The following is a 19,208-nucleotide window of genomic DNA, read 5'->3' as shown; positions in this document are numbered from 1 at the left end:
CACCCTTCCGCAACCTCGCGCATTCCTCACGCAAAGGTGTGCAAGCCTGTCTCCGACGCCAACGCCAACACGAATGTCAACGATCAATACTGCGGGAAGTAACCGGCCGTAGCCTCCGCCGGCAGGGTGCCTATCCCAGGCATTCCCGGCCGCCGGGAATACCTCCCAACCCAATCACGATGCTGGCTATTCCTTCACGGCTCCGGTCATCGAGGAAACATAGTGCTCGACAAAGAACGAATAGAGCACCACGACCGGCAGCGAGCCGATCAGCGCTCCCGCCATCAGCGCCCCCCATTCATAGACGTCCGAGCGCACCAGCTCGGTGAGCACGCCGACCGGCACAGTCTTGTTTTCGGACGACTGGATGAAGGTCAAGGCGTAGATGAACTCGTTCCATGACAGCGTGAATGCGAAGATGCCGGCGGAAATCAGGCCCGGCACCGATAGCGGCAGCACGATCTTGGTGAGGATCTGCCAACGGCTCGCCCCGTCGATCAGCGCGCATTCTTCCAGCTCGAACGGGATCGAGCGGAAATAACCCATCAGCAGCCATGTGCAGAACGGGATCAGGAAGGTCGGATAGGTGAGGATGAGCGCGAACGGCGTGTCGTAAAGTCCAAGGTTGAACACCATCACAGACAGCGGAATGAACAGGATCGACGGCGGCACGAGATAGGCGAGGAACACCGCGAGGCCGACCTGCCGCGCCCCGGAGAACCTCAAGCGTTCGATCGCATAGGCAGCGAACACGGCAGCCAGCAGCGACAGGAACGTGGCGGCGGTCGAGATGATGATCGTGTTGAGCAGCCAGCCCGGATAAGACGTCTCGAAGAGCAGGTAGCGGATATGCTCGAGCGTCGGATGCACCACCCAGAACGGATTGAAATTGGCGTAGTCGGTCATCTCGAGGTTGGGCTTAACCGCCGTGATCGTCATCCAGTAGAACGGAAACAACAGCACGATGACGAAGATCAGCAACGGCAGGTAGACCGTCACCACGCGCCGCGGCAAACTCTGCAGGTAGCCCATGCCGCCTTCGTCGAGTTCCGGGCGTTTGCTCGTTTCGATCGCGGTCATGTCAATCTCCGCCGCCCTGCTGCCATTTGCGACGCTGCAGGCCAAAATAGCTGAACAGGATCGCCGCCAGCAGGAACGGGATCATGGCAACTGCGATCGCGGCGCCTTCGCCAAGCTGGCCTCCGGAAATGCCGCGCTGGAACGACAGCGTCGCCATCAGATGCGTGGCGTTCACCGGCCCGCCGCGCGTCAGCACATAAATCAGCTGGAAGTCGGTGAAGGTGAACAGCACCGAAAACGTCATGGTGATGGCGATGATCGGCGTCAGCAGCGGCAGCGTCACATAGCGGAACAATTGCCAGCGGCTGGCGCCGTCGAGCGTGGCGGCCTCGTAGAGCGACTGCGGAATCGTCTGCAGGCCGGCAAGCAGCGTGATCGCCACGAAAGGAATGCCGCGCCAGACATTGGCGGCGATGACCGAAGCCCGCGCATTCTCGGGATCGCCGAGGAAGTTGATGCGATGGTCGATCAGGCCCATTTCCATAAGCGCCCAGGACAGGATCGAGAATTGCGAATCGTAGATCCACCAGAAGGCGATCGCCGACAGCACCGTCGGCACCACCCAGGGCAGCAGGACGATCGCGCGGAAGAACGACTTGAACGGCAGGTTCTGGTTGAGGATAAGCGCCAGCCACAGGCCGAGCGCAAACTTCAGGACCGAGGCGCTGATCGTGTAGAGCAAGGTGTTGAAGACCGAGAGCCAGAAGACGGCGTCATCCCACAGATATTCGTAGTTCTCGATACCGATGAAGATGCCGGGGCGGCCGATGCGGGCATCGGTGAAGCCGAGCCAGACGCCGAGCCCGAGCGGATAGGTCAGGAAGACCAGTAGCAGCGCCGCCGCCGGCAGCATGAAGCCGAAGCCAAGCGCGTTATGACTTTCGGACACGAACGTCATAATGCGCGACAGCGCCGACCGGCGTGGCTGAGCGGCAGTGGAGGTCACGGCCATGGGTCGGCTCCTCTAAGGTCTCATTGAACGGCGGGCGGCCATGCGCGATTCGAAGCCGGGCAGCATGGCTGCCCGGCTGAACCCGGCTCAAACGCGATAGTAGCGGTTTGCGCGCTTCTCGGCTTCTTCCATCGCTTCTTGCGGTGTCGCCTGGCCTGTCACCGCCTTGGCGAACATGTCGACCAGCACATAGTCGGCCATGGTCGCTGCCGAGGCATAGCCAAGCGGGCCGGCATAGCCGTTGGGCCGCAGCGTCGCCGAGGCCTTGGCGTAGGCGGCATTGTTCGGATCGGCCGTCCACACCGGGTTGTTGTCGAAGGCTTTGAGCGTCTGGCAGCAATAGCCTGCCGACGACGTGATCCACTGCGACATTTGCGGATCCTCGAACATGAACTGCAGGTAGGCCTTGGCGGCGTTGGGATAGGGCGTGTAGTCGAAGATCACGGCCGTGGTCACCTGGAACAGCTCGACGGATTTCCCGACCGGGCCGATCGGCAGGTTGGTGGTGCGAATGTCCTTGGCTATTTCAGCCAGCTTCGGATCATTGTCCTTGTTGATCTTGGCCGTGTTGTACGCGGAAATCCCATTGGCGATGACACTGACTTCGCCGGCCAGGAAGGCGCGGTTGTTGTTGACGTCGAGCCAGCTTTCGGTGCCGGGAATGAAGGTCTTGTAGAGTTGCTGCGCGTATTCGATCGCCTTGAGCGTCTCCGGGCTGTTGATCGTTACCTTTCCGCTCTCGTCGACCATCTGGCCGCCGTGGCTCCACAGCAGCCAGTGAGCGTAGTTGTTGCCGTCGCCGACGCCGTGGCCGTGCGTGAAGCCGGCCGGATGTCCCTTCGCCTGCAGCGCCTTGCAAAGTTCGAGCAAGCCTTGAGTCTCCTTGGGAAACTCCGAAAAACCCGCTTCTTTCACCCAGCTCTCGCGGTAGACGATGGCATTGCCGATGGTGGCGAGAGGCAGGCCGAGGAATTTGCCCTCCCGCGTCGCATACTGGTGCGGTCCGTCGTACCAGCCGCCATATTTCGAGCCGAGATATTCACCCAATTCCGTCACGTCGTGCAGCTTGTCGGGATATTGATGCGGGTCGTCGAACCAGACCAACATGAGATCCGGGCCGGAGCCGACATTGGCGGCGACCGCCGCCTTGGGGCGGATGTCCTCCCAGCTTTCCTTGTCGACGCGAACCTCGACACCGGTCGCTTCGGTGAAGCGCTTGGTGTTGGCCAGCCATTGGTCCTCGTCGCCCTTCACGAAAGGCGACCAGCGCAACAGCCTGAGCTTGGCGCCGTCCTCGGGCTTGTATTTCAACCCCTCCTGGGCAAAGGCGGGAGAGCCGATGAGCCGGCTTCCCAAGGCTCCCGCCGCCGCACCGGCGGTGGTGCGGATCACGTCGCGTCTGGTGAATTTCATGCTCGCTTCCTCCTGCTTATTGTCATTGCCGTCCTACTGCTCGATGGGTGTTTCGAACCGCTGTCCGGTTTTGCCGTGAAAGAGATGGATGAGGCCAGGCTCGGCCGTAAGCCGGATGGTTTCGCCTGGCGTGAAGGAATGGCGTTCGCGGAAATTTGCGACGATCTCCTCGCCGCCGGCGGTGCGGCCGATGAGCTGCACTTCGGACCCTGTCGGCTCGACCACCACGACGGTGACCGGAATGCCCTGATGGTCGGACAGCCGTAAATGCTCGGGCCGTATCCCCAGCACGACCGGCTCACCATTGCCGATGGAAAGTGCCGAGGCCAACGGGACCGAAATCCCGCCGGCGCCGCGAAATGACGGCGAGCCGTCGCTTACGATCTCGCCCCTGAGCATGTTCATGGCGGGCGAGCCGATGAAACTGGCGACAAACAGATTGTTCGGCCGGTCGTACAGCTCGAGCGGCGGCCCGATCTGCTCGACGATGCCGTCATGCATGACGACGATCTTGTCGGCCATGGTCATCGCCTCGATCTGGTCGTGGGTGACGTAGACCGTCGTCGTCTTCAGGCGCTGGTGCAGTTCCTTGATCTCGGCGCGCATCTGCACCCGGAGCTTGGCATCGAGATTGGACAGCGGCTCGTCGAACAGGAAAACCTGCGGATCGCGCACGATCGCCCGGCCCATGGCAACGCGCTGGCGCTGGCCGCCGGAAAGCTGGCGCGGATAACGGTCGAGCAGCGGCACCAGTCCCAGGATTTCGGCCGCGCGCCGCACGCCGGCATCGCTCTCCGTCTTGGGAACGCCCTTGAGCATCAGCGAGAACGCCATGTTCTCGGCGACCGTCATATGCGGGTAGAGCGCATAGTTCTGGAAGACCATGGCGACGTCGCGCTCCTTTGGCGCAACGTTGTTGACGACACGTTTGCCGATCGCGATCTGGCCGCGCGAGATCTTTTCCAGGCCGGCGATCATCCTGAGAAGGGTCGACTTTCCGCAACCCGAAGGACCGACCAGCGTGACGAACTCGCCGTCGTCTATATCGACGCTGACCCCGTGCAGGACCTCGACGGTCCCAAATGATTTGTAGACATCGCCGATCGCGACAGACGCCATCGATCTCCTCCCGATTGATTCCCGCAACGACTTCGAAGGAAACCGCTTTCCTGCCTGGCCCGCGACGGCGCCCAGGCTCCTCCCCGGTCACGCGCGATGTGAGACGGTAGCGCTACCAAACCGACCTGTAAAGCACGCCGGCATCACCTGGATATCGGCACACTCTAATCCGAAACCTCGGTCTGCGGCCGGTCGCGGCCGTCGGCGAGCTCGTCATGCCATTTGCCGTCGGCGTCCTCGTACTGGATGCCGTCGGTGTTGCCGGCGACCTGCTGTTCGGCGGAAGCGATCTCGGCGGCGCGCAAGGCGTCCTGATGGGTGGGGAACGTTTCGGAGAATGTCGAGCCGACCTTGTAGGCCCAGCCTCCGTCGTGCTCGACGATCTTGTAGGTCAGTTTCGCCATGAAACCCTCCGGTTGAAAGCCCGTTGCCTCAATGCAGCCTGTCGTCGGCCAGTCTGTCGTCCGGCAGCCTGTCGTCTGTGACCAGCACGTCCGATTCCCTGGCGGCTTCGATCAGTGCGCGGCGCGCATCCGCCGTCGAACGATAACCTTCCAGCACTTTTAGGCAAGTGTCGAGGGCATCACGATGACGCGGCCCGCGATTGAGTGGCCAGACCGTCATCAAGCACTCCGCCGCCTCCTGGGCGCTGCGGATCTGCCGATATTTGCCGACATGGCCGAGTTCGACCACGACCGGCTTTTCAAATGGCTTGCTGTCCATCATCGCCGCCAACGCGGAGCGGCCGATTTGGTTGCAACTGCTATTTTAGCTCAGGCGAAAATAGCTCAATAGCCGCAGTCGTTGCGCAGCCAGCGTGCATTCGCCCAGCCGGTGCGGCCGCCGAAATCGACCTTGTACCAGCTTCCGCGGCGGTCGAAGATCTCGGTTTGGTCGCCGTTGAACAATTGCCCGATCATGCGCGACGACGAGTTCGGTCGGGCTCGAACGGCGAGAAAGCCGCTTCCCGTCGCCAGATTGTAGTGCCTGGAAAGGCCGTGCACCGTGCCTTCGCAATATTGCGCCCCGGCCGGCGTCGGTGCGGCGAACGACAGCCCGGCCAACACCGCGGCAGCAGCCGCAATGGAAATCCCCCTGAACGGCATGTCTCTGCTCCCCCAACCCGCCGCGCCCAGCCGCGGCCCCGGCCACTCTACACCGGCAGTGGATCAATGCGAAGCTATGGTGCCTGCCCAGCGAGGTGAGAACCCGCCGTCAGGTCGCCGCCTTCATCCAATGCTGCATCGTTGTCACCGAGCGGGCAAGCTGCGGCGCCGGGTGGATTTTTTCGCCAAAGGTGGCCGCGGCGCGCCAGCCCCAGCGCGGATCGGCGAGGAAGGCGCGCGCCAGCGCCACCATGTCGGCGCGGCCGTCGGCGACGATCGCCTCGGCCTGTTTCGGATCGTCGATCAGACCGACGGCCCGCGTCGGGATGCCGACGGCCTTGCGCACCGCTTCGGCCAGATGAACCTGGTAGCCGGGCCCGGAGGGCAGCTTCTGCAACGGTGAATTGCCGCCGCTTGAGCAGCAGAGATAGGCGACGCCGGCTTCCTTCAGCGCTTTTGCCACTTCGATCGCATCCTCGACCTCGAAGCCGCCATCGACCCATTCCTTGATCGACAGACGCGCCCCGAGCATCAGTCTCGGCACCGCCTTCTTCACCGCCTTGGCGATCTCGACGGCGAAACGCATGCGGTTTTCCAGTGAGCCGCCCCAGCGGTCGGTGCGCCGGTTGGAGAGCGGCGACAGGAACTGGAAGATCAGATAGCCATGCGCGGCATGCAGCTCGATGAAGTCGAAGCCGGCGCGCTCGGCCCGCCGTGCCGCTTCGGCGAAGCGTTCGATGATTTGCAGGATCTCGTCGTCCTCCAGCGCCCGCGGCACCTGCCAGCCGGTGTCGTAGGCGATCGCCGAGGCCGACACGATCGGCCACGGATCCTGATCGGCATGCAGCGGGCCGCCGCCCTCCCAGGGTTTCCGATTCGAGGCCTTGCGGCCGGCATGGGCAAGCTGCGTGCCGAATTTCGTGCCCGGTGCGGCGACCCGCTTGGCTGCATCCAGCGTGCGTCGCGCTGCCGCCTCGTTGTCCTCGGAATAGAGGCCGAGACAGCCATGCGAGATGCGGCCGCGCCGTTCGACATCGGTCATCTCGACGGTGACCATGCCGGCGCCGGACATCGCCAGGTTCATCCAGTGATAGAGGTGCCAATCGCTGGCCGAGCCGTCCTCGGCCGAATACTGGCACATCGGCGCGACCGCGATGCGGTTGGGGAAGGTCAGGCCGTCGAGGGTGATCGGCTGGAAAAGCGATGAGGTCATAAAAAACTCCGGAAAGGGTTGCCGCTATTTATGCAGCCGATTGTGCCAGCGCCAGACACGACACGGTGAACCGGTGCTCTGGACCAATTGGTGACCCAATTGCGCGAACCGCCGTTCGCGGCTACGCCTTGCCGCGGCAGCTGGGAGTCCACCATGGAAGATCGCATTCGCATCCGCTCTGAGGAAGTCCTTTCCGACGAGTGGGCGGTTTTGAAAAAGACCGTCTTCGACTACCGCCGGCGCGACGGCAAATGGGAAACGCACACCCGCCAGACCTACGATCGCGGCGACGGCGCGGTGATCCTGCCTTTCGATCCGGAGCGTTCGACGGTGCTTCTGGTGCGGCAGTTCCGCTACCCGGCCTACGTCACCGGCCACAAGGAGCCGCTGATCGAGGCCTGCGCCGGCCTGCTCGACGAAGACGATCCCGAAACCTGCATCCGCAAGGAGGCCGAGGAGGAACTCGGCTATCGGCTGAAGGACGTGCAGCGGTTGTTTTCGCCCTATATGAGCCCCGGCAGCGTCACTGAGCGGCTCTGGTTCTTCGTCGCCCGCTACTCGCCCGCCGACCGCATTTCGGAAGGCGGCGGAGCGCATGACGAAGGCGAGGACATCGAGGTTCTGGAGATGTCGCTCGACGAGGCGCTGGCCGGCATCCACGATGGTCGCATCATCGACGCCAAAACGATTATTTTAATCCAGCACCTGAAGCTGAACCCGATCGGGAGGTGAGCCATGCCGGAAGCTGCACCCTGCGAGGAAGCGCCCGGCCGGAACCCCTTCCACCAGGCCGACTTGCGGGGCTGGGACAAGGCGACGCTGGTTGCGGCTGGAGGCCTGGAGGCTGAACAGACTTCTTTTGCCGGCGCGATCGGCGAGGCTCCACTGGGGCAGAGGTCTTATCGCCCGATCGTTACGCCCGTTAGCCTTCGTCCTTGAGGTCCGCTTCATAGTCCTGCCCGCCGTAATAGACGCCGAGGACGGCGATGGTGTCGGCTTCGGCCGTGAAGGCAATGCTGACGCGGCGGCGGTAGCCTAGAACGCGGAGGCCGGGACGAATATCCTCGCGGCGCGTTCCGCGCTCGGGAAACGGCTCGAACGCGTGGCAATAGGCCACGATGCCGCCAACGAACGATTCCGCACGGGCTGTGGAGGAATATTCCTCTATGTAGCGATACAGCGCATCCAACTGGCGCTCCGCTTGCGCGGAAAATACAACCGTGCGCGTCATTCCTTATTGGCATCATCGCGTCGCGCGGCGGCGCGGTCGCGGATACGCAGCATGACCTGCTCAGCAGGGATGGCGCTGGACGGATTCGCCTTGTACTCGTCGTAGCTCTGGGCGACTTCCTCGCGCAGCCAGCGTTCAACGGCGGCGTCGCGGTCGAGCAGCGCGCGCACGCCCTCGCGCAGCACTTCGCTGACGGAGGCGTAGGCGCCGGATTCGACCTTGCGCGCGACGGCCTCGGCCATGTCGCGCGGGAGGGTGATACTTATCGGCTGGGTGGTTCGCATGGGCGGACTCCTTTTCCACCATATAGCAGCCGATGTGACAAAATCATATCGAAATTGCTGGCGATGCGCGCGACCGATACCGCCGCCCTTGCCTGAGTGCGCTTTGGAAGCTGGCAAACGAACATGCGGACACCGGATACGCATATCGCAGATCCCGCATCGGCTCGCCGGCTCCTGGTCGAGAAATGGCATGTGGCAGCCTGTATTCGGCGAGTTCACGCTCTTGCTTAATGCATGTCGCGCAAAAGTGTGCAGCGGTTTTGCGATAACGACATGCATAAAAACAAGAACCTAAAGCGCGTCGCATGAGGCCGATCGAACGCGACACGCTTTAGGCCGCAATGGCGCCGATGTTGCTGGTGCGGACGACGGGAATCGAACCCGTACGATCAGAGATCGAGGGATTTTATGTCCGTTGCGAGGCTTGGTGTGGGCGACGGGATTTGAACCCGTAAGTGCTTGAAACACCGGCAGATTTTAAGTCTGCTGCGTATACCAGTTCCGCCACGCCCACCTCCCACATTGTGGGGAAATCCCACCGGTCTCCCACATGGTTTCCCACACGGTCGGCTTAGGATTTGCCGTTCACTACCACGAGCCTCGGAGCCGCGCCACCTTCGAGCGCGGTCAGGTTGTCGAGCAAGTGATTGGGTGCGAGGTGGGCGTAGTTCAGGTGGTCTGGGTCGACTTGTGGCCCATCCAGATTTGGACGCGCCGGATGTCGATGCCACGGATGATCTGCCACGAGCAGCACGTATGCCGCGTCGTGTAGACCACGGTGTCGGACAGCCCTGGGATGTGTTCGCGGATGCTGCGCCACACCTCTATGACCTCCCACTTGCCGATGTCGCAGAGGTCGCTGTGCTGCATCAGACGGTGGATGCCCTTGCGGTTCTGAGTCATCAGGCGACTGCCGGGAGATCGTGGTCGTGATGCGTAATGGGGTTGGCTGGACTAGCTTTGAAGGCGATGTCCTAAACACCGTCCTCTCCTACTCCAATGCGGGCGCCTAGTTTCCGCAAGTTGAGATCAGCAAGGCGCCTCGCAGCGCCCTTGAACGTGGTGTCCATGATGTTTTTCTGTGTTTTTGTGGAGGGCAGGCTTTTCTTGGCCACGACTTATGAATAGTAGAAGGTAACGAGCGCTATAGTTCGGCGATCTCTAATATTAGGAGTATATGATTTGTGGTGGTCAAGGTTCAAAAGGGGTTTTGCAGGAACGTGGGACGACAGACTTGACGGGCTATTCTCCGCAAAGGTCGACTACGCCGGAAAATCCATTCTCGATGTTGGCTGCAATATGGGTGTTGTCGCCTATGAGATATCCAAGCTGAAACCCAGCTCGATCCACGGGATCGACGTTGCCAAGCCGCATATCGAGACTGCAAAGATGTTGTTGAGTGGCTCCCCGGTGCATGCCCGGTTCGATCGCCTGAATCTTGGCAGCCGGCGCCTCGACAATATCCTCTTACCGAAATACGATATCGTCCTGCTGCTGGCCGTCTATCAGCACATGCAGCGCAACATCGGCCCGGGCAAGGCGCGAAGGGTGCTTTCCAATATTGTGAGGCGCACCTCGAACGTTGTTGCCCGCGTTCCGCCTGGAACGGATGGCGAATTCATCGAAACGCTTTCTGACGAGGGGTTCAAGGTTAAGAGCACTCACACATCACCTCTTGGCAGTCATGTGCTGGTGCTTGAGAAACCGCCTCACGCACCTCTAGGGATTGTGCTGATTTAATTCGATTTCCTCTTCTGGAACCACCCTTGGCGTAGTTGTCTAACTCGTCGTCGGTGCCGGCCTGCAGATTGATATGGATTGGTTTGGTCATGAACGTCTGTTCTCCTTTTCCCACACGATTTCCCACAACGGCGGGTTTCCCACAAAATCCGCTGCACGAGTGGAGAGCTTAAAATGAAATGCAAACCCCGGCGCAAACCGGGGAATTACAAGCGTTGAGGGGTTAGTTGCGAGGGTGCAACGGACTAGAACGGGATTTTAAGTCCCTTGCGTCTACCAATTCCGCCACGTCCGCAGGCCAGTCCTGTTCAGATGCCGGGCAGGGGCCGTCAAGCCGTCTTCTGCCGTCGACAAATCTGGCACTGGAAGCTAGCGAGGCCGATCACCTACAGTGATACAAACAAAATCGTTTCACCTGGAAATGTTTTTAGCGGCAGCTTCCGCGGCTACCGCGAATGCGCGTCCCCCGTTCGCAGGATGCGTTCGGGCGCTCTGCCCTGATAGACTCCAATTGGCAAGTGGATCGGCGCGCCGATACTCGACGCCGTCCTCTACAGACATTGGGAGATTGTCATGCTCAAGCTTGCCTCTGCCCTGGCACTGCTGGTTGTTGGGACGGCGTCTCTGTTTGCCGATGAGATGCCGATGAACGCCAAAGACATCAAATGGGGTCCTGCTCCAGCTGTCATTCCCGCTGGCGCGGAAATGGCTGTTGTCGCTGGAGACCCCTCAAAGGAGGGCGCCTATGTGCTGCGGTTGAAGACACCCGCCGGCTACAAAATTGCCGCACATAATCATCCCACCACGGAATACGTAACGGTGCTTTCCGGCAACTTCCATATTGGAATGGGCGATAAGCTCGACGAGGCGAAAGGTGTCGAACTGACTGCTGGCGGCTTCGGCGTCGCGCCGGCCGGAATGAATCACTTCGCCTGGACGACAAGCGATACGATCATCCAGGTTCATGGCGAGGGGCCATTCAAGATCACCTACGTCAACCCGGCAGACGATCCAAGCAAGAAGTGACAGTTCGGGATCGAATTGAGTGAACCGGCCGAAGGCTCGAACGATGGAGTGCGTCAAACTCCGCGACCGTCGATTCAGAAGGATCCTCTAACGAGACGAAAGCTGATTGGCCGCAACGGAATCGTATTCCGCCTGGGCCATTTGCCATGAATGGCGCAATAACAAAAAACCCGCCTCGGGAGGACGGGTCGTTGGAGCCAATTGGCACCATACCCAAGTTAGTAGCATAGCTGCCGGCACAAAGCAAGAACAAAGTTGCTCGCCTTCAGCATTGAATTGCGACTACGCTTCCAGCTTGGGTTCCTCGCCCCCACGAAAGTGCTAGGCGATTCACACATTTCGAAGCGCCCATCCATGGGCGATGGACAGGAAGTGCTGCAATCCGTGTCGGAAGGTGATGGGTCCTGGGGCTTTGGACTTTGGATAGCCGTCCCAGCCGCCGAGTTTGGCGATAATCCAGGCGGCCCAAGCGAGGGATTGGGGGGCGTGGGGATTCTTCTGCAGGGCGGTTTTTCCCTCTAGTGTGGGCAGCAGGGCTTGAAGCGTGTCGATTTCGGCGTGGGTGAAGGCGATGGCGGCGTGTTGTGCGGATCGGCCGTCGCGGGCCTGGACGAGTTGCATGACGACACAGGCGGCTCGCGCGGCGATGGCGGTCAGTTTGACGAGCCGTTCGGCGGTCTCCAGTTGGCTGTCTTCCAGCTGAAGCCCCTGCTGTTTGAGGGTGCGGAAGAACTGCTCGATGGTCCAGCGCATGCGATACCAATCGACCATCCGCCAGGCCATGGCCGCGTCCTCGACGAGATGGGTGGTAAGCAGTCGCCACAGGATCGGCTCGGCGCCCTGCGGCGGGTCGATCTCGGTTACCTGCACCAAGCTCACGCTCACCGTCTTGGGCAGGCCCTCTTCAATCGTGTTGTCGGGGCGCACGACCTCGACCTGGGCAAAGCTCGCCACCAGCCGGGCCGTGCGCGCCGCCCGACCAGGCCGCGCGCGCAGCTCGACCATGGCCTCTCCGGCGGCCTGCAGCGGTGCGGTCGACAGCTTGCCGCCGCCCTGGATCCGGCGGTCGTGCATGGCGCGGGTCAGAATGTGGAAGCCGGGTTCGGGTACAAGCGCCCACTTGCTGTAGATGTCGCTCTCGCGGTCGCTCACCTCGGTCACCAGTGCAGCCGACTTCAACACCGGCTTGGCCGCCGCGGCCGTGCTCAACCAGCGCTCGGACTCCTTGTCGCACAGAGGCCGCTTGGCATGAGCAACCTCCACACGCCCCTCGCGCGTCCACACCCGGCCCGCCACCAGCCCCAGAACGCCGCCCGTCTCGGCATCGATGCCCAGCATCGCGTGCAGCAACACGCCACGGCCGCCGCCCTTGCCAATCTCGCCAAGGCCACGCCGATACTCCGGCGTCGTCGCGAAATTGATCTCACTGGTGTCCTGGATCGCCAGCACATGACGACCGGCGCTAGCCTCAGCCGTCGCAGCGCCCCAACCTTCAATCAGCCTGTCCGTCGTCACCCGAGCGTTCGCCAGGAACCGACAAAAGCCCACGATCCCGCTACGGGCTCCTCCAGCCAAGCGGCGCAGGCACACGCTCTCGCGCGACACCTCCCTCAGTACGTCGCCTACAGAATCACACACCAACCCGACGCCGCAACTCACAGATGAGTCATCGACGCAACGAAAAGATGTGTGCATCCCCTAGCACGAAAGTGGGGGAGAGGTGGCTCGGCGAAGCCGAGACGGAGAGGGGGACCGCGCTCTACGAAAGGCCCCCTCTCCGGCCGCTTCGCCGCCCCCTCTCCCCCGCCTCGCGGTGGGCGAGGAACCCAGGGCTTGAGAGGGCGGCGCGCGACCCGTCTGTCGCCTTCGGCCGACATCTCCCCCCACTTTGGGTCCCGCTTGGGGGGAGATCGGCAGTTTCGCTGTCGACCCTCGCTTCCTCGCTGGTCAAAATCCTCGCGGCTTGGCACAGTCGGGCAAAGAGGAGCCTGTTGATGCCGAAGACCGCCAATGCGACGAAACCAAAACCCTGGGCCGAGATGGCGACGCATCTGGTCGATGTCGCCATGGGCCGCAAGCCCGCCGATCTCGTCATCCGCAACGGGCGCTGGGTCAACGTCCATTCGGGCGAGATCATCGCCGGCACCGACATCGCCATTGCCGGCGGCCGCTTTGCCTATTGCGGCCCGAACGCCGGCCATGCCATCGGCCAGGGCACCAAGGTGGTCGATGCCGGCGGCCGCTATCTGGTGCCGGGGCTTTGCGACGCGCATATGCATGTCGAGAGCGGCATGGTGACGGTGACGGAATTCTGCCGCGCGGTGATCCCGCACGGCACCACCTCAATGTTCATCGATCCGCATGAGATCGCCAATGTGCTCGGCCTGCCGGGCGTGCGGCTGATGCATGACGAGGCCGTTGCCATGCCGGTCAACGTGCTTGTGCAGATGCCGTCCTGCGTGCCTTCGGCACCGGGGCTGGAGCATGCCGGCGCCGAGCTGACCGTCGCCGACGTTGCCGAGGCGATGAGCTGGGAAAACATCATCGGGCTCGGCGAGGTGATGAATTTTCCCGGCGTCGCCGCCAACGATCCGGTGATGTCGGGCGAGATCGCGGCGACGGTGAGGGCCGGCAAGACCGTCGGCGGGCATTATGCCTCGCGCGATCTCGGCCTGCCGTTCCATGGCTATGTCGCCGGCGGCCCCGAGGATGACCACGAAGGCACGCGCGCCGAGGACGCCATCGCGCGCGTCCGCCAGGGCATGAAGGCAATGCTGCGGCTGGGCTCGGCCTGGTACGACGTGGCCTCGCAGATCAAGGCGGTGACGGAGAGCGGGCTCGACCCGCGCAACTTCATCCTATGCACCGACGACAGCCATTCCGGCACGCTGGTGCACGAAGGCCATATGGACCGGGTCGTGCGCCACGCCATCAGCCAGGGCTTGAAGCCGGTGACGGCGATCCAGATGGCGACGCTCAACACCGCCCAGCATTTCCGGCTGGAGCGCGAGATCGGCTCGATCGCGCCGGGGCGGCTCGCCGATCTGCTGATCGTCTCCGACCTCGCCGAAATGACCATCGACGAGGTCTATGGCCGCGGCGTCAGGCTGGCCAAGGGCGGCAAGCTCGAAATCGACATTCCGGCCTACAACTATCCGCGGACGGCGAAGAACACCGTCAAGCTCGGCAGGAAGCTCAAGCCCGGCGATTTCGATATCGCCGCACCCCTGGGCGCCAACGAAGTGCGGGTGCGTGTCATCGGCGTCATCGAAAACCAGGCGCCGACGCGGGCGCTGGAGGCCGATCTTGGGGTCGAGGACGGGCTGGTCGCCATGGACCGCCGCAACGATGTCTGCCAGATCGCGCTGGTCGAGCGCCACAAGGGCACCGGCGGCGTCACCAACGCCTTCGTCTCCGGCTTCGGCTATATCGGCGACTGCGCCATGGCCTCGAGCGTGGCGCATGATGCCCACCACATTATCGTCGTCGGCACCAACAAGCAGGACATGGCATTGGCGGTGAACCGGCTGGGCGAGGTCGGCGGCGGCGTCGTGCTGTTCTCCAACGGCAAGGAGCTGGCGCTGGTCGAAATGCCGATCGCCGGGCTGATGTCCAACGAGCGGGCGGAAATCGTCGCCGCCAAGGCGGACCAACTCAGCGACGCCATGCGCCAGATGGGCTGCTCGCTCAACAACGCCTACATGCAGCACTCGTTGCTGGCGCTGGTCGTCATCCCCGAGCTCAGGATTTCCGACGTCGGCCTTATCGACGTGACGACTTTTCAGAAGGTCGATCTGTTCGTTTGAAGAATCATTGAACCCTGGAGGGACAGCGCCCCCCTCTGTCCTGCCGGACATCTCCCCCTCAAGGGGGGAAATTGGCAGTTTCGTTGATAGCGCCTTGTTCGTCAGAGTTAGAGATTGGCGAAAGCCGAAAGTGGTGGCCAATCTCCCCACTAGAGGGGGAGATGTCCGGCAGGACAGAGGGGCGCGAAGGATCGCTGCCGTGCGCTTTGTTCCGAACTGACGTCAACAGTGACCGCTCATCGATCGCTCACCCGCCGGTGGCGATGGTCAGCACTTTGAACGGCGTGGTGATGACGATTTCGGCGACCGAACCGACGGCCTTGCCGAGGCCCTGGCCGAGATTGTCGAGCTGGGCCGGCGCGGTCTCTTCGGAGGCGAGGCCCGCCGGGGCGCGCAGGCGGTCGCCGAGCAGCTGCACCAGGAACGGGTTGTCGGCGAATTTGGCGTGGTTCAGCCGGTCGCCGCCCTTGGTCTTGGTCAGGTCGACCACCGAGACGCCATAGCTGGCGAGGTCGGCCGCGTCGCCATAGTCGCCGACGCGCGGCTTGTCGCCAGAGATCAGGGTCGACAGCCTGAGCGCCCGGTCGTCGCCCGAAAGCAGCACGGCGAACGGCTTGTCGGGTTTGCCGTAGCGGATCATCTGCTTCTTGAACACGTCGACGTCGATGTCGGGTGAGGCCAGGATGACGTAGCCGAGCTTGCCGCCGAGGTCGCGGTCGCCGGTGATGGCAAGCTGGCGCAATGCTTCCATGGTCACCCAGGTCCCCATCGAATGGGCAATGATGTCGATGCTCTTGGCGCGGCTCTTGGCGAGCATGCGCAGCGTCGCTTCGAGATCGTCGCGCGCCGCACTGGCGCTTTCCTTGTCGTAGATGTAGCCGGTCGTCTTGCCGCTCGACGCCCACGAAAACAGCACCGGCGTGCCTGGGTATTTCGTATCGTGCGCGATCTGCGTCAGCCGGTAGATACCGTCATCGAAGCCGTTGTTGAAGCCGTGCACGAAAACCAGCGCGCGGTCGCCGCGCATGGCGATGTCGGCGCCGACCGCCTTGGCGAATTGCGGCGCGCCTTCGTAGAAGGTGACGCCGGTCGCCGTGAAATCCTTCGCCGGATTGCTGTTGGCCGAGCCCTTGACCCGCTCGATGGCGCCGAGCTGGTGGATTTTGGGCACCGTCACCTCGACGCTGGCAAAGCTGGTGGTCGGCGAACGGTCGCCGTCGAACACCTGCCGGGGCGCTTTCATTGCCTTTTGCCGGGTCGTTGCGACGAAGATTTGATGCGTCGCCGCGATATCGGCAGCAGGCACGGTGATCGTCGTCTTGTTGAGCAGATCGTGCGTGTTCTGGCCGGCGCAGCCGGTAACCGCGAGCGCGAACGCAACGACGAGAAAGATCTTCGAAGGCACGGTCACGCGGGCTCCCGCAAAGGCGACGTCGAGCCGGAGACGTCTTGGCCTATTCGATAGAGGCAGAGGCCGGCACGGTCCAGTTCAAACTGTTCCGATGGTGCGGCAATGGTCAACAATCACTGCCGCGCAATGCAGCTATTGTCCGACCGAGGCGATGCGGTCTGTCACCTCGCGGTCGCTGGCAAACCCGTCATCCTCGCGCAGCTTCTGGCCGATCAACTGCACCAATTCCGGATTATCGGCGAATTTGGTGTGGTTGAAGCGGTCGGCTCCCTTGACGCTGGAGAGATCGACGACCGACACGCCATAGCTGGCGAGGTCGGCGGCGTCCTTGTAGTCGCCGACGCGCGGCCGCGCGCCGGCGATCAGGCCGGAGAGCCGCAGCGCCCGGTCGTCGTCGGAGAGCAGCAGGATGAACGGCTTGTCCGGCTTGCCGTAGCGGCGCATCTGGCTCTTGAACACGTCGACGTCGATATCGGGCGAGGCCAGCACGACGTCGCCTAGCTTGCCGCCCAGATCGCGGTCGCCGGTGATGGCGAGCTGGCGCAACGCCTCCATGGTAACCCAGGTCCCCAGCGAATGGGCGACGATGTCAATGCGCCGTGCGCCGGTCTGCGCCAGCATTCTCAGCGTCACTTCCAGCTGGTCGCGGGCAACGCTGGCGCTTTCCTTGTCGTAGACATAGTCGGTGGTCTTGGCGCCCGACGCCCAGGAAAACAGCACCGGCGTGCCCGGATAGCCGGAATCATGGGTGATCTGGGTGACGCGGTAGACCGCGTCGTCGAAGCCGGTGTTGTAGCCGTGGACGAAGACCATGACACGGCCGCCGCGCGCCGCGATGTCGGCGCTGAGGGCGCTGGAGAATTTCGGCTGGGTGTCGTAGCCGACGACCTCGGAAGCCATGAAGTATTTGGCCGGATCGTCCGACTTGCCGCGTGAGCGCCGCTCGATCTGGCCTGTCTTGTGGATGCCGGGGACGGTGACGTTGACGCGGGCATAGTTCAGCGTCGCCGAACGCTCGCCGTCGAAGACCTTGTTGGGATCGTCGGAGCGCTTGCGCGTCGTGGCGATGAAGATCGAGTGATTGCCGGCGATTTCCGTCACCGGCACTGCCATCATGGCGCTGCCGAGCAGTTCCTCGGTTTGGCGGCCGCCGCAGCCGGCGAGCAACGCGGCAAGGACAATGATGCAAATCGTCTTCAAGGGCACTTAAGCAATTCCACTCCGGCCTGACCAAAGGCCCATCCACCTCCGCCGCACCTCCCGGACAGGCGAAGTGCGGCAGAAGTAAGTCGCAGGCGCCCGAAATGCGCTCAGCGCCCCGCGACTGCCATCGCACTGTTGCGCGAAAGCCAGAACGGCGGCAGGAACGCCGGAATGTTGGAAAACGGCAGCACTTCCGGCTTCAGCCTTATGCCGAGCACGCCGGTCATGAAGGCGCGGCGCGCCTCGATGCGGCGCCAGGCCTCGGGAAAGCGCGCCGCGATCTCTTCGCGCAGCGCCTCGTCGGCCAGCGCGATGCCGTCCTCGATGTTTGTGGTGAAATAATCGGTGCCGGTCGCCGGGATGATGTCGACCTGCAAGGCCATGCCCGATTTCAATCTGATGTCGGAGCCGGAAAATACCGGCGAATGCATCCATTCGTCGATATGGATGAGATGGCCGGGGTTGAGCGCTACGCCGAAGAACCGATCGCCGATGCGCTCGTGCACAGCTTGCCACAACGCGCCGCCGGGAACGCCGATGCCGACCGTCTCGTACCAGTCGACGACGGCGCAGAAATAGGGCGCGACCAGCTTCTCGACATAGTCCTGGATGCCCCTCGGAAGCTCGGCCGCGTCCTCGACCAGAAAACCGGCGCGGGCATTGAGCGAGCCCTGGATGCCATAGGCCATGGTGATCGGGTCGCCGCGCTTGATGATTTCGAGCCGCGGGCTCGGCAGGCCATAGGCCGCCCGCCTGCCGGCCGACAGCATCGGGTGGCAGCATTGCGGCAGGCCGTTGATACCCATCAGCCGCGCCGCCTGCAATTCGGTCATGCCGGGTTCGATGCCTTGCAGGACATTGCGCAGGCCTTGCGAGGAATAGGTCGCGGCGAATTCGAACGCGGCCAGCTGGTCGGCCTCGTTGATCGCGCGCAGGCCGTCGGCAGGGTTCATCAAAAGGTTCGCCGCGTTGACGATCACGCCCCTATCGCCGGCAAGGCTGCGCAACGTGTCGGCGATGAAGGACGGCAGGTCGAGCGTCGTTTTCGCCAAAACCCGCATCGCCGGGGCCGAACGGCTTCCAGCCGATGGCGCCGATGCGCTGGCGGGCTTTCAGGCCGCAATCGACGAGGATGTCGGCCAGCGCTTGCAAGCGGTCGCGCGGCTGCGCCGGCAGCGAAAACGTCTGGTAGAGCACGCGCTCGTACGGCCCGTCGCAGATCTCGGCATAGCCCCAGCCCTCATTGCCGACCAGCAGTTTCGGCGGCTTACCGGGAACGATGACCAGCAGCGTCTCCTCGAAGCGCGGATCGTAGCCGCAGAGGTAGGCGACATTGGCCGCATGTTCGCGGTCGCCATAGACGACGAAGACATCGAACCGGCCAAGTGCGACCAGCGCCGCGATACGGGCCTCATAGGTGGCGCGCGTAACCAGCGGCATCACCGTCGGCTCGCCGAACTCCGGCAGCGACACGGTTTTCTGGGCAACCGATGCGACAGGCATGAGCAAACGCCCCCAAATGCTTACGTTGATTCCGGAAATGCCCCTTCGGGGCGGCCGGACAATGGCTTCACGAGGCCAGATATGCAATAGCGGGACCGAACTCGCGTAGCCTGTGGGGTGC

Annotated in this window: 20 protein-coding genes and 1 tRNA gene; 4 read left to right on the top strand and 17 right to left on the bottom strand. The window is 62.8% G+C overall.

Features of this window, described 5'->3' with window-relative positions; genetic code table 11:
* Positions 1-186 precede the first annotated feature (186 nt).
* The 8 genes from NKH16_RS02990 to NKH16_RS02955 form a co-directional block, all read right to left on the bottom strand.
* Positions 187-1,080 carry a carbohydrate ABC transporter permease gene (locus NKH16_RS02990; protein ID WP_023674766.1) on the bottom strand — a complete coding sequence of 298 codons (894 nt, stop codon included), beginning with the start codon at positions 1,078-1,080 and terminating at the stop codon, positions 187-189.
* A gap of 1 nt (position 1,081) precedes the next feature.
* Positions 1,082-1,978 carry a carbohydrate ABC transporter permease gene (locus tag NKH16_RS02985; protein WP_352453492.1) on the bottom strand — a complete coding sequence of 299 codons (897 nt, stop codon included), beginning with the start codon at positions 1,976-1,978 and terminating at the stop codon, positions 1,082-1,084.
* A 141-nt stretch (positions 1,979-2,119) separates the two neighbouring features.
* Positions 2,120-3,445: an ABC transporter substrate-binding protein gene (locus NKH16_RS02980; RefSeq protein ID WP_352749383.1), complete on the bottom strand. Its 1,326-nt coding sequence runs from the start codon at positions 3,443-3,445 to the stop codon at positions 2,120-2,122.
* A gap of 33 nt (positions 3,446-3,478) precedes the next feature.
* The gene (locus tag NKH16_RS02975; protein WP_352749380.1) at positions 3,479-4,564 is read right to left on the bottom strand and encodes an ABC transporter ATP-binding protein; all 1,086 of its coding nucleotides are present in this window, start codon (positions 4,562-4,564) and stop codon (positions 3,479-3,481) included.
* Between the two features lie 164 nt (positions 4,565-4,728).
* Complete coding sequence (locus NKH16_RS02970; RefSeq protein ID WP_023674770.1) at positions 4,729-4,968, bottom strand: DUF2188 domain-containing protein; 240 nt, start codon at positions 4,966-4,968, stop codon at positions 4,729-4,731.
* 28 nt (positions 4,969-4,996) lie between these two features.
* Entirely contained in the window at positions 4,997-5,290 is a 294-nt protein-coding gene (locus NKH16_RS02965) for a DUF982 domain-containing protein (protein ID WP_031211240.1), read from the bottom strand.
* Positions 5,291-5,352: 62 nt separating this feature from the next.
* Positions 5,353-5,670: an SH3 domain-containing protein gene (locus tag NKH16_RS02960; RefSeq protein ID WP_352898312.1), complete on the bottom strand. Its 318-nt coding sequence runs from the start codon at positions 5,668-5,670 to the stop codon at positions 5,353-5,355.
* Positions 5,671-5,779: 109 nt separating this feature from the next.
* Complete coding sequence (locus NKH16_RS02955) at positions 5,780-6,883, bottom strand: NADH:flavin oxidoreductase/NADH oxidase (protein WP_352898309.1); 1,104 nt, start codon at positions 6,881-6,883, stop codon at positions 5,780-5,782.
* A gap of 153 nt (positions 6,884-7,036) precedes the next feature.
* Between NKH16_RS02955 and NKH16_RS02950 the strand changes: the two genes are divergently transcribed.
* Entirely contained in the window at positions 7,037-7,615 is a 579-nt protein-coding gene (locus tag NKH16_RS02950; protein WP_352898306.1) for an NUDIX domain-containing protein, read from the top strand.
* 190 nt (positions 7,616-7,805) lie between these two features.
* Here the strand turns inward: NKH16_RS02950 and NKH16_RS02945 are convergent, their stop codons facing one another.
* The 4 genes from NKH16_RS02945 to NKH16_RS02930 all read right to left on the bottom strand — a co-directional run bounded on the left by NKH16_RS02945 (position 7,806) and on the right by NKH16_RS02930 (position 9,301).
* The gene (locus NKH16_RS02945; RefSeq protein ID WP_352898303.1) at positions 7,806-8,114 is read right to left on the bottom strand and encodes a type II toxin-antitoxin system RelE/ParE family toxin; all 309 of its coding nucleotides are present in this window, start codon (positions 8,112-8,114) and stop codon (positions 7,806-7,808) included.
* Positions 8,111-8,398 carry a ribbon-helix-helix domain-containing protein gene (locus tag NKH16_RS02940; RefSeq protein ID WP_352748173.1) on the bottom strand — a complete coding sequence of 96 codons (288 nt, stop codon included), beginning with the start codon at positions 8,396-8,398 and terminating at the stop codon, positions 8,111-8,113. The genes NKH16_RS02945 and NKH16_RS02940 overlap by 4 nt, the downstream gene beginning before the upstream one ends.
* Before the next feature lie 425 nt (positions 8,399-8,823).
* Positions 8,824-8,912, bottom strand: a tRNA-Leu gene (locus NKH16_RS02935).
* A 155-nt stretch (positions 8,913-9,067) separates the two neighbouring features.
* Positions 9,068-9,301 (bottom strand): site-specific integrase, encoded by a 234-nt coding sequence (locus NKH16_RS02930; RefSeq protein ID WP_352748171.1) that lies wholly within the window; start codon positions 9,299-9,301, stop codon positions 9,068-9,070.
* A 279-nt stretch (positions 9,302-9,580) separates the two neighbouring features.
* On the opposite strand from NKH16_RS02930, the gene NKH16_RS02925 reads away from it, so the two are divergent.
* Complete coding sequence (locus tag NKH16_RS02925; protein WP_352898300.1) at positions 9,581-10,138, top strand: class I SAM-dependent methyltransferase; 558 nt, start codon at positions 9,581-9,583, stop codon at positions 10,136-10,138.
* 573 nt (positions 10,139-10,711) lie between these two features.
* The gene (locus NKH16_RS02920) at positions 10,712-11,164 is read left to right on the top strand and encodes a cupin domain-containing protein (protein WP_352453477.1); all 453 of its coding nucleotides are present in this window, start codon (positions 10,712-10,714) and stop codon (positions 11,162-11,164) included.
* Positions 11,165-11,494: 330 nt separating this feature from the next.
* Here NKH16_RS02920 and NKH16_RS02915 read toward each other — a convergent pair whose 3' ends face one another.
* On the bottom strand, positions 11,495-12,712 hold the full coding sequence (locus tag NKH16_RS02915; protein WP_352898437.1) for an IS4 family transposase: 1,218 nt from the start codon (positions 12,710-12,712) through the stop codon (positions 11,495-11,497).
* A 446-nt stretch (positions 12,713-13,158) separates the two neighbouring features.
* Here NKH16_RS02915 and ade point away from each other — a divergent pair, with 446 nt between their 5' ends.
* Entirely contained in the window at positions 13,159-14,970 is a 1,812-nt protein-coding gene (gene ade / locus NKH16_RS02910; protein ID WP_352898297.1) for an adenine deaminase, read from the top strand.
* Between the two features lie 247 nt (positions 14,971-15,217).
* Here the strand turns inward: ade and NKH16_RS02905 are convergent, their stop codons facing one another.
* The 4 genes from NKH16_RS02905 to NKH16_RS02890 all read right to left on the bottom strand — a co-directional run bounded on the left by NKH16_RS02905 (position 15,218) and on the right by NKH16_RS02890 (position 19,087).
* Positions 15,218-16,381 (bottom strand): alpha/beta hydrolase, encoded by a 1,164-nt coding sequence (locus NKH16_RS02905; RefSeq protein WP_352898295.1) that lies wholly within the window; start codon positions 16,379-16,381, stop codon positions 15,218-15,220.
* A 132-nt stretch (positions 16,382-16,513) separates the two neighbouring features.
* Complete coding sequence (locus NKH16_RS02900; RefSeq protein ID WP_254817699.1) at positions 16,514-17,587, bottom strand: alpha/beta hydrolase; 1,074 nt, start codon at positions 17,585-17,587, stop codon at positions 16,514-16,516.
* Positions 17,588-17,691: 104 nt separating this feature from the next.
* A complete protein-coding gene (locus NKH16_RS02895) occupies positions 17,692-18,636 on the bottom strand; it encodes a M24 family metallopeptidase (protein WP_352898292.1) in 945 nt (314 codons plus the stop codon).
* Positions 18,569-19,087, bottom strand: a complete 519-nt coding sequence (locus tag NKH16_RS02890) for a hypothetical protein (protein WP_352898289.1) — start codon at positions 19,085-19,087, stop codon at positions 18,569-18,571. Before NKH16_RS02890 ends, NKH16_RS02895 begins: the two co-directional genes overlap by 68 nt.
* Positions 19,088-19,208: the final 121 nt, after the last annotated feature.

Origin of the sequence: Mesorhizobium sp. M1307 (assembly GCF_040318155.1) — a bacterium.
Classification (GTDB): domain Bacteria; phylum Pseudomonadota; class Alphaproteobacteria; order Rhizobiales; family Rhizobiaceae; genus Mesorhizobium.
The sequence above is the reverse complement of the archived record's forward strand: the minus strand, read 5'-3'. Positions and strand labels throughout refer to the sequence as shown.